The organism is Roseisolibacter sp. H3M3-2 (genome assembly GCF_029211165.1).
Classification (GTDB): Bacteria; Gemmatimonadota; Gemmatimonadetes; order Gemmatimonadales; family Gemmatimonadaceae; genus Roseisolibacter.
This window is the reverse complement of sequence record NZ_JARGEK010000233.1, coordinates 1-7,794: the sequence shown is the minus strand read 5'-3', so window position 1 is coordinate 7,794 and position 7,794 is coordinate 1. Positions and strand designations below refer to the sequence as shown.

The following is a 7,794-nucleotide window of genomic DNA, read 5'->3' as shown; positions in this document are numbered from 1 at the left end:
GCCGCGGGCTGCGCGCGCCAGAACGGGCCCGCGGCGGCGGGGGGCTCGGCGGCGCGCCGGCAGCCGGCGGCCGCGAGCGCGGCGAGGGGGAGGACGGCGAGTCGGCGCATGGCAGGGGAGGGGGCGATCGCGCAATGTACCCGCATGCCGTCCCTGCCGAACCCCGACGCGCTCGTCGTCCGCGAGGTCCCCGCCGCCGAGCACGAGGCGGTCGTCCCGCTCCTGCTGCTCGCCGAGCTGTCGGAGCGCGCGCTGCGGTGGAGCCTCGCCAACCTGAGCGACGTCGTCTACCGCGCGAACCTCGACGGCGCGCTCGTGGCCGCGGCGACCATGCGCTGGCGCGACGACCCGTGCGAGCTGGTCGAGCTCGCGGTCGCCGAGGCGGCGCACGGGCGCGGCGTCGGGCGCGCGGTCGTCGCGTGGCTGCTGGAGGAGGCGCGGCGGCGCGAGAAATCGGCGATGCTCGTCGGGACGGCCAACTCCAGCATCGGGAACCTCGCGTTCTACCAGAAGTGCGGGTTCCGCATGGACCACGTGCGGAAGGACTACTTCTGGTACGACCGCAGCGGGCGGAGCGAGCACGGCATCCCGACGCTCGACCTGCTGGTGTTCCGGTACGACCTCTAGGCGAGCATCCCCGCGTCCACCTCGCCCGTCGACGCGCACCCGCACAGCCCCATCGTCAGGTCGAGGTCCGCCAGCAGGCAGCGCAGCGCGTGGCGCACGCCCGCCTCGCCGCCCGCGGCCAGCGCGTGGGCGTACGGCCGCCCGTACAGCACCGCGCGCGCGCCGAGCGCCAGCGCCTTGAGCACGTCGGCGCCGCGCCGCACGCCCGAGTCCATCAGCACCGGCGCGCGCCCCGCGACCGCGTCGGCCACCCGCGGCAGCGCGTCGAGCGCGGCCACCGCGCCGTCCACCTGCCGCCCGCCGTGGTTGCTGACGACGACGCCGTCGGCCCCCGCGTCGAGCGCGCGCCGCGCGTCGTCGGGGTGGAGGATCCCCTTGAGCAGCAGCGGCAGCTGCGTCGACGCGCGCATGAACGCCAGGTCGTCCCACGAAAAGCCCGGGTGCACGTAGGTCCCGAGGAACGCCTGCACCGCGGCGCGCGGGTCCTGCTCCGGCGGCGCGGCGAGCGACGCGCGGAACGCCGGGTCGCCGAAGTAGTTCGCCAGCCCCTCGCCGCGCACGAACGGCAGGTAGCGGTGGCGCAGGTCGGCCTCGCGCCAGCCGAGCATCGTCGTGTCGAGCGTGACGACGACCGCGCCGTACCCGGCACGCTCGGCGCGCGCGAGCAGGCTCGCCATCACGTCGCGCCGGCGCGCCGGGTAGAGCTGGAACCAGCGCGGCGCGCCGGGGCGCACCGCCTCCATCGCCTCGGCGACCCGTTCCATGGGGATCGAGCTGACCGTGCTGCACACGAACGGCACGCCCTCGGCGGCGGCCGCGCGCGCCGGCGCCGCCTCCGCATCGGCGTGCAGGATGCCGAGCACCCCGATCGGCGCCAGCAGCACGGGCGCCGGCAGCCGCGCGCCGAGCAGCTCGACCGAGAGGTCGCGGCGCGAGACGTCGCGCAGCATGCGCGGCACGAGGCGCCGGCGCGCGAAGGCGTCGCGGTTCGCGCGCACCGTGGCGTCGCCCCCCGCGCCGCCTGCGACGTAGTGGAAGGGCCCGTCGGCAAGCGCGGCGCGCGCCGCCGCCTCCCACTCCTCGGGCGACACCGGCGGGAGCGGCTCGGCCGCCTGCGACGGGTCGAAGGCGCGCAGCTGCATCGCCAGGCCGTACGGGACGGCACCGGCGGCGGGCGCCTGGAGCGGCGGCGGGGCGTCGGGCATGCGGGGGGCTGGCGGCGGGTGTCGATATGGGGCGGCGCCCCACGCTGCGCCCCGCGCGCGGCGACGTCAACCAGCCACCGCCGCCGCGAGGACGACGGCGACCCGTCGGCGCCGGCAGTAGATTGGGGCCCATGACCCGCGTCGCCGCCCGCCTCGAGCTCGCGCTCACCGCCGAGCAGTGCGTCCACGCCGTGCAGGCGTCGATGGACGACCCGCGCGTGCGGGAGGCGTTCCGCGCGCTGCGCCCCGGCAAGGAGTACGCGGGGTGGGTGACGCACGTCGAGCCCGGGCGCCGCCTGGAGATCGCCTACGCCGCGCTCGACCCGATGACGAACAAGCGCATCCACCGCCTCGGCTGGCGCGTCACGTACGACTTCGCGCCCGCCGGCGCGGGGCGCACGCGCGTCGAGGTCGGCGTCGAGTACGGGCGGCTGGCCGCGCTCGGCGGGATGGGGCTGATGCGCGCGCAGGCCGAGAACGAGGTCGCGCGGCGGCTCTCGGCGCTGCACATGCTGGAGCTGGGCGCGCGTCTCGCCGCGGGCGGCGACGCCGAGGTCGCGCAGGAGGCGCTGGGCGCGGGCCCCGCGCACGTCGGGTTCCCCACGGCGGCCGCACGGGAGGCGGCGCGATGACGATCACCTCGGAGATGGAGCTGGCCGCGATGCAGCGCGTGGGGCGGCTGGTCGCGCGCACGCTCGCCCACATGCGCGCCGCGGTGCGCCCCGGCGTCACCACCGAGCAGCTCGACGCCGAGGGGGAGCGCGTCGCGCGCGCGGCCGGCGCGCGCTCGGCGCCGCAGCTCACCTACCAGTTCCCCGGCTTCACCTGCATCAGCGTCAACGAGGAGATCGTGCACGGCGTCCCCGGCCCGCGCGTGGTCGCCGCCGGCGACGTGGTGAAGCTCGACGTGACGCTGGAGCTCGACGGCTTCATGGCCGACAGCGCGTGCACGGTGCTCGTGCCGCCCGCGCTCCCCGAGGCGGTGCGGCTGCAGCGCGCCGCGCGGCTGGCGTTCAACCGCGGCCTCGACGCGGCGCGCGCGGGGCGCCGCATGCGCGACGTCGGCGCGGCGGTCGAGGGGGCCGCGCGCAAGGAGGGCGCGGCCGTGCTGCGCGAGCTGGAGGGGCACGGGATCGGGCGCAAGCTGCACGAGGCGCCGTCGGTCCCCAACTGGGCCGACCCGCGCGCCGACGTCGTGCTGCGCGACGGGCTCGTGATCGCGCTCGAGCCGATGCTCGCCGCCGCCCCGGCGCGCGTGGTCGAGGAGCGCGACGGGTGGACGCTGCGCACGCACAACCGCGTGCTCGCCGTGCACCACGAGCACACGATCGTGGTGCGGAACGGCGCCCCCCTCGTCCTCACGCTCGCCGCCTGACCGCCGTGCTCGCGGCGCTGCGCGACGAGCTGCTGGCGATGCGCGCCGAGGACCTGCGCGTGCGCGCCGAGCTGGAGGCGACGGGGGAGTTGTTCCAGGGGTACGCGCCGGCGATGGAGGCGGTGCACCGTCGCAACGCGGCGCGGCTGCGCGCGCTGGTCGCGGAGCACGGGTGGCCCGGCCGCTCGCTCGCCGGCGACGACGGCGCGGAGGCGGCGTGGCTGGTGGCGCAGCACGCGATCGGCGAGCCGGCGTTCCTGCGCGACGCGCTCGCCGCCCTGCGCGAGGCCGCGGCGCGCGGCGAGGTCCCGGCGTGGCAGCCGGCGATGCTCGACGACCGCATCCGCCTGTACGAGGGGCGCCCGCAGCGCTGGGGGACGCAGTTCGTCCCCGACCCCGACGGCTGGCTGCGCCCGCACGACATCGAGGAGCCCGACGGCGTCGAGGCGCGACGCGCGGCGGTGGGGCTGCCGCCGCTCGCGCCCCTGCTCGCGAGGCCCGAGCGGCAGGAGATCGACGACCGCGCGGCGTTCGACCGGGAGTACCGGGACTGGCTGCGGCGCACGGGATGGCGCGCGTGACGGGACGCGCGAACGCGCCCGCGCTCACCAACGCCACGCTGCTCGCCGGCGTGCGCGAGCTGGCGGCGCGCGACCCCGCGCTGGCGGCCGTCGTCGCGCGCCACGGCCCGCCGCCGATGTGGGGGCGCCCGCGCGGCTTCGCGACGCTGGCGCGCATCGTCCTCGAGCAGCAGGTCTCGCTCGCCTCGGCGGCCACCCTGTACGCGCGCGTCGAGGCGTCGCTCGGCGGCTTCACCCCCGCGACCGTCGGGGCGGCGGGGGAGGAGGGGCTGCGCGCGCTCGGCCTCACGCGGCAGAAGGCGCGCTACGTCCACGCGCTCGCCGGCGCCGTGTCGAGCGGCGCGCTCGCGCTCGACGCGCTGCACCGCGCGCCCGACGCCGAGGTGGAGGCGCGCCTCGTCGCGCTCCCCGGCATCGGCCCGTGGACCGCCGGCGTGTACCTGCTGATGGCGCTCCGCCGCCCCGACGCCTGGCCGCCGGGCGACCTCGCGCTGCACAAGGCGATCATGCGCGCCGACGGGCTGCCGCGCCTCCCGGCGAGCGCCGAGGCGACCGCGCTCGCGGAGCGGTGGCGCCCGTGGCGCGCGGTGGCGGCGCGCATCCTCTGGCACGGCTACCTGTCGGATCGCGGGGCGCGCGCCGCGTGAGCGCGCTCGGGCTGGCGTCGGGCAGCGTGCGGCTGGCGGCGCCCGACGCGGGGTGGGCCGGCGCCTATGCCGACGAGGCGGCGCGCATCCGCGCGGCGGTCGGCGGGCTCCCCGTGGCCGTCGAGCACGTCGGCAGCACCGCGGTGCCGGGCCTCGTCGCGAAGCCGATCCTCGACCTGCTGCTCGGCCGCCCCGCCGACGTGCCGGGGGAGGCGTACGTGGCGCCGCTCGCCGCGCTGGGCTACGTCCACCGCGGGCCGTACGGGATCCCGGGGCGCGAGTACTTCGTGCGCGACGACGCGGCCGGGCTGCGCACGCACCACCTGCACCTGGTGCGCGAGGGGAGCGCGCTCTGGCGCGACCACCTCGCCTTCCGCGACGCGCTGCGCGCCGACCCCGCGCTGGCCGCCGAGTACGCGGCGCTCAAGCGCGCGCTGGCGGCGGCGCACGCCGCCGACCGCGAGGCGTACACCGACGGGAAGGGCGCCTTCGTCCGGCGCGTCCTGCGGCTGGCCGGCGCGGACCCCGGCGCGTAGCGTACGGCGTCCGCCCGCCCCCGTCCCGCCCCCGCCGCCCGTGCTCCACGTCCTCGCCGAGATCCGCCTGCGCCCCGGCGCCCGCGACGCCTTCGTCGCCGAGTTCCGCCGCCTGACGCCGCTCGTCCTCGCCGAGGACGGGTGCATCGAGTACGCCGGCGCGCTGGAGGCGCCGACGGCGATCGCCGCGCAGGCGGAGCCGCGCGACGACGTGCTCACCGTGGTCGAGAAGTGGCGCGACGAGGCGGCGCTGGCCGCGCACCTCGCGGCGCCGCACATGGACGACCACCGCGCGCGCGCCCGCGATCTCGTCGACGGCGTGACGATCCGCGTGCTGCGGGGGATCTGACGTGCCGCCGACCGTCGCGACGATCGGGTACGAGGGGACGAACGTCGCCGACTTCCTGCGCGCGCTGCGCGACGCCGGCGTGCGGCTGCTGGTCGACGTGCGCGCCGTCGCCAGCTCGCGGCGCCCCGGCTTCGCCAAGACGCGCCTCGCCGCCAACCTGGAGGAGGCGGGGATCGGGTACGTGCACCTGCGCGGGCTCGGCACGCCGGCCGACGGGCGCGCCGCCGCGCGCGCCGGGCGCCACGCCGAGATGCACGCGATCTTCGCCGAGCACCTGGCGACCGACCGGGCGCAGGCCGAGCTGGCGCAGCTGGAGGCGCTGGTGCGCGACGGGCCCAAGCTCGCGCTGCTCTGCTTCGAGGCCGACCCGGCGCACTGCCACCGGACGCTCGTCGCGGCGGCGCTGCGCGAGCGCGTGCCGGTCGCCGTCGAGCACCTGCGCCCCGAGCGTGAGGCGGGGGACTGAGCGTGGGCGCGGCGCCCTCCGTGCCGTCGGTGCGCGTGGCCACGGCCGACGACGTGCCGGCGCTGGTCGCGCTGATGCGCGCGTTCTACGCCGAGTCCGGGTACCCGCTGCCGGAGGGGCCGGCGGCGCGCACCTTCGCGGTGCTGGTCGCCGACCCGGCGCTCGGCCGCGTGTGGCTGCTGGAGGCCGACGGCGCGCCGGCCGGCTACCTCGCCATGACGGTCGCGTTCAGCATGGAGCACGGCGCGACGCGCGCCTTCGTCGACGACCTGTTCGTGCTCCCCGCGGCGCGCGGGCGCGGGCTGGCGGCCGCGCCGCCCGCCGCCGCGCGCGCCGACTGTGCGGCCCGCGGCGCGCACGCGATGTACGTCGAGGTCGGCCCCGACGACGACGGCGCGCGGCGCGTCTACGCGCGCGCCGGGTTCGAGGACACGGGGCGCGTCCTGCTCGCCCGCGCGCTCGCGGCGCCGCTGCACCTCGCGGAGTGATCCGCGTGCGCCGCGCGCCCCTCCCGCTGCTCCTCGCGGCCGCGCTGCTGCCGGCGGCGCTCCTACCGGCGGCGGCGCGCGCGCAGGCGGTGCGCGTGACGCTGGCCGACACCGCCACCGGCGAGACGCCGGCGCACGTGTTCGTGTCGCTGGTGCCCGCCGACGGGGGCGCGGCGGCGGACCAGGGGCTCACCGGCGCCGGCGGGGTGCGGCTGCTGCGCGCGCCCGCGCCCGGGCGGTGGGCGGTCCTGGTGCGCCGCGTCGGCTTCCGGCCCGAGCGCTTCGGGCCGTGGACGCTGGCCGCCGGCGCGACCGTCGACGCGCGGCTCGCGCTCGCCGCGCGCCGCGTCGCGCTGGGGCGCGTGACGCTCGCCGAGGAGGCGCGCTGCGGCACCCCGGCGAGCCGCGCGGCGGGGGTCGACGCGCTGCTCGCGGTGTGGGACGCGCTGCGCGCGACGCTCGAGACCTCGGCGCAGGGGCGCGAGGAGCGCACGGTCGCCTTCGAGACGCGCGCGTTCCGCCGCGAGCTGCGGCTGAACGGCGACCCCGGGCGCCGGCGCGAGGAGCCGTGGGTCGCCGCGAGCGGGCGCCCCTTCACCGCCACCGTCGTCGACAATCGGTTCGTCGTCGGGGACCCCGGCTGGGAGGCGGCGTGGCACGGCCCGGACGAGCGCACGCTGCTCGGCGAGGCGTTCGTGCGCGGCCACTGCTTCGCCCGCGTGGAGGGCACGGGCGCGGACTCGGGGATGGTCGGGCTGCGCTTCGAGCCCGCGCGCGACGCGCGCGCCGCGCGCGACGCCGACATCGCGGGCGTGCTCTGGCTGGACCGCGCGTCGGCCGAGTTGCGGCGCGTCGACTACCGCTACGTGCGCCTCGACTGGGGACGCCTGCGCGTGCCGGCGGCGTTCACGCGCGACCGCCTCGACGAGCGCGAGCCGGTGCCCGGCGGCGTGATCGAGTTCGCGCGGCCGGCGTCGGGTCCCTGGATCGTCTCGCGGTGGACGGTGCGGATGCCGCGCACCCGCCGCGAGGGCGCGGGCGGGCTGTCCGTCGTCGGCCTCACCGAGGTCGGCGCCGAGGCGCGGCTGGAGGGCGACGCCGCGCCGGCGTACGCGCGCGCGCACGGCGTGGCGTGGGACTCGCTGCGCGCGCGCCCGCTCGCCGGCGCGCTGGTGTTCGGCCCCGGCGGCCGCTCCGTCGCCACCGACGCCGAGGGGCGCTGGACGCTCGACTCGCTCCCCGTCGGCGCCGCGACCTTCACCGTCGCGCACCCCGCGCTCGACTCGCTCGGCGTGTACGACGTGGGCGGCGACGGCGAGGCGCGCGCGGACGGCGGCGGCGCGCCGGTGCGCCTGGCGTCCCCGTCGCTCGCCACGCTGTCGCGCGAGCTGTGCCCGGCCGACCCCGCGTCGGCGCCGCCGGCGGGCTACGGCGCGGTGTACGGCGCCGTGCGGGGGCTGCGCGGCGGCGCGCCCGGCGAGGTCGCGCGGACCGCGCTCCCCGACGCGCGCGGAAGTCGG

Annotated in this window: 11 protein-coding genes; 10 read left to right on the top strand and 1 reads right to left on the bottom strand. The window is 79.0% G+C overall.

Annotated elements, in window-relative coordinates; all coding sequences use genetic code 11:
* The first annotated feature begins 144 nt into the window (after window positions 1-144).
* Entirely contained in the window at window positions 145-627 is a 483-nt protein-coding gene (locus tag PYV61_RS17100; protein ID WP_275833811.1) for a GNAT family N-acetyltransferase, read from the top strand.
* On the opposite strand, the gene PYV61_RS17095 is transcribed toward PYV61_RS17100, so the two are convergent.
* A complete protein-coding gene (locus PYV61_RS17095) occupies window positions 624-1,832 on the bottom strand; it encodes an alpha-hydroxy-acid oxidizing protein (RefSeq protein ID WP_275833808.1) in 1,209 nt (402 codons plus the stop codon). The genes PYV61_RS17100 and PYV61_RS17095 overlap by 4 nt on opposite strands.
* A gap of 131 nt (window positions 1,833-1,963) precedes the next feature.
* Here PYV61_RS17095 and PYV61_RS17090 point away from each other — a divergent pair, with 131 nt between their 5' ends.
* The 9 genes from PYV61_RS17090 to PYV61_RS17050 form a co-directional block, all read left to right on the top strand.
* Window positions 1,964-2,464, top strand: a complete 501-nt coding sequence (locus PYV61_RS17090; protein ID WP_275833806.1) for a hypothetical protein — start codon at window positions 1,964-1,966, stop codon at window positions 2,462-2,464.
* Window positions 2,461-3,207 (top strand): type I methionyl aminopeptidase, encoded by a 747-nt coding sequence (map, locus tag PYV61_RS17085; protein ID WP_275833804.1) that lies wholly within the window; start codon window positions 2,461-2,463, stop codon window positions 3,205-3,207. Before PYV61_RS17090 ends, map begins: the two co-directional genes overlap by 4 nt.
* A gap of 5 nt (window positions 3,208-3,212) precedes the next feature.
* Complete coding sequence (locus PYV61_RS17080) at window positions 3,213-3,788, top strand: DUF6624 domain-containing protein (protein ID WP_275833802.1); 576 nt, start codon at window positions 3,213-3,215, stop codon at window positions 3,786-3,788.
* Window positions 3,785-4,435, top strand: coding sequence for a DNA-3-methyladenine glycosylase 2 family protein (locus tag PYV61_RS17075; protein WP_275833800.1), 651 nt, complete (start codon window positions 3,785-3,787; stop codon window positions 4,433-4,435). The genes PYV61_RS17080 and PYV61_RS17075 overlap by 4 nt, the downstream gene beginning before the upstream one ends.
* Window positions 4,432-4,971: a GrpB family protein gene (locus PYV61_RS17070; RefSeq protein ID WP_275833798.1), complete on the top strand. Its 540-nt coding sequence runs from the start codon at window positions 4,432-4,434 to the stop codon at window positions 4,969-4,971. Before PYV61_RS17075 ends, PYV61_RS17070 begins: the two co-directional genes overlap by 4 nt.
* A gap of 40 nt (window positions 4,972-5,011) precedes the next feature.
* Window positions 5,012-5,320 carry an antibiotic biosynthesis monooxygenase gene (locus PYV61_RS17065; RefSeq protein ID WP_275833796.1) on the top strand — a complete coding sequence of 103 codons (309 nt, stop codon included), beginning with the start codon at window positions 5,012-5,014 and terminating at the stop codon, window positions 5,318-5,320.
* Between the two features lies 1 nt (window position 5,321).
* The gene (locus tag PYV61_RS17060; protein ID WP_275833794.1) at window positions 5,322-5,786 is read left to right on the top strand and encodes a DUF488 domain-containing protein; all 465 of its coding nucleotides are present in this window, start codon (window positions 5,322-5,324) and stop codon (window positions 5,784-5,786) included.
* Between the two features lie 35 nt (window positions 5,787-5,821).
* A complete protein-coding gene (locus tag PYV61_RS17055; protein ID WP_275833792.1) occupies window positions 5,822-6,274 on the top strand; it encodes a GNAT family N-acetyltransferase in 453 nt (150 codons plus the stop codon).
* Between the two features lie 5 nt (window positions 6,275-6,279).
* The coding region (locus PYV61_RS17050; RefSeq protein WP_275833790.1) for a carboxypeptidase regulatory-like domain-containing protein at window positions 6,280-7,794 on the top strand (1,515 nt) is incomplete at its 3' end.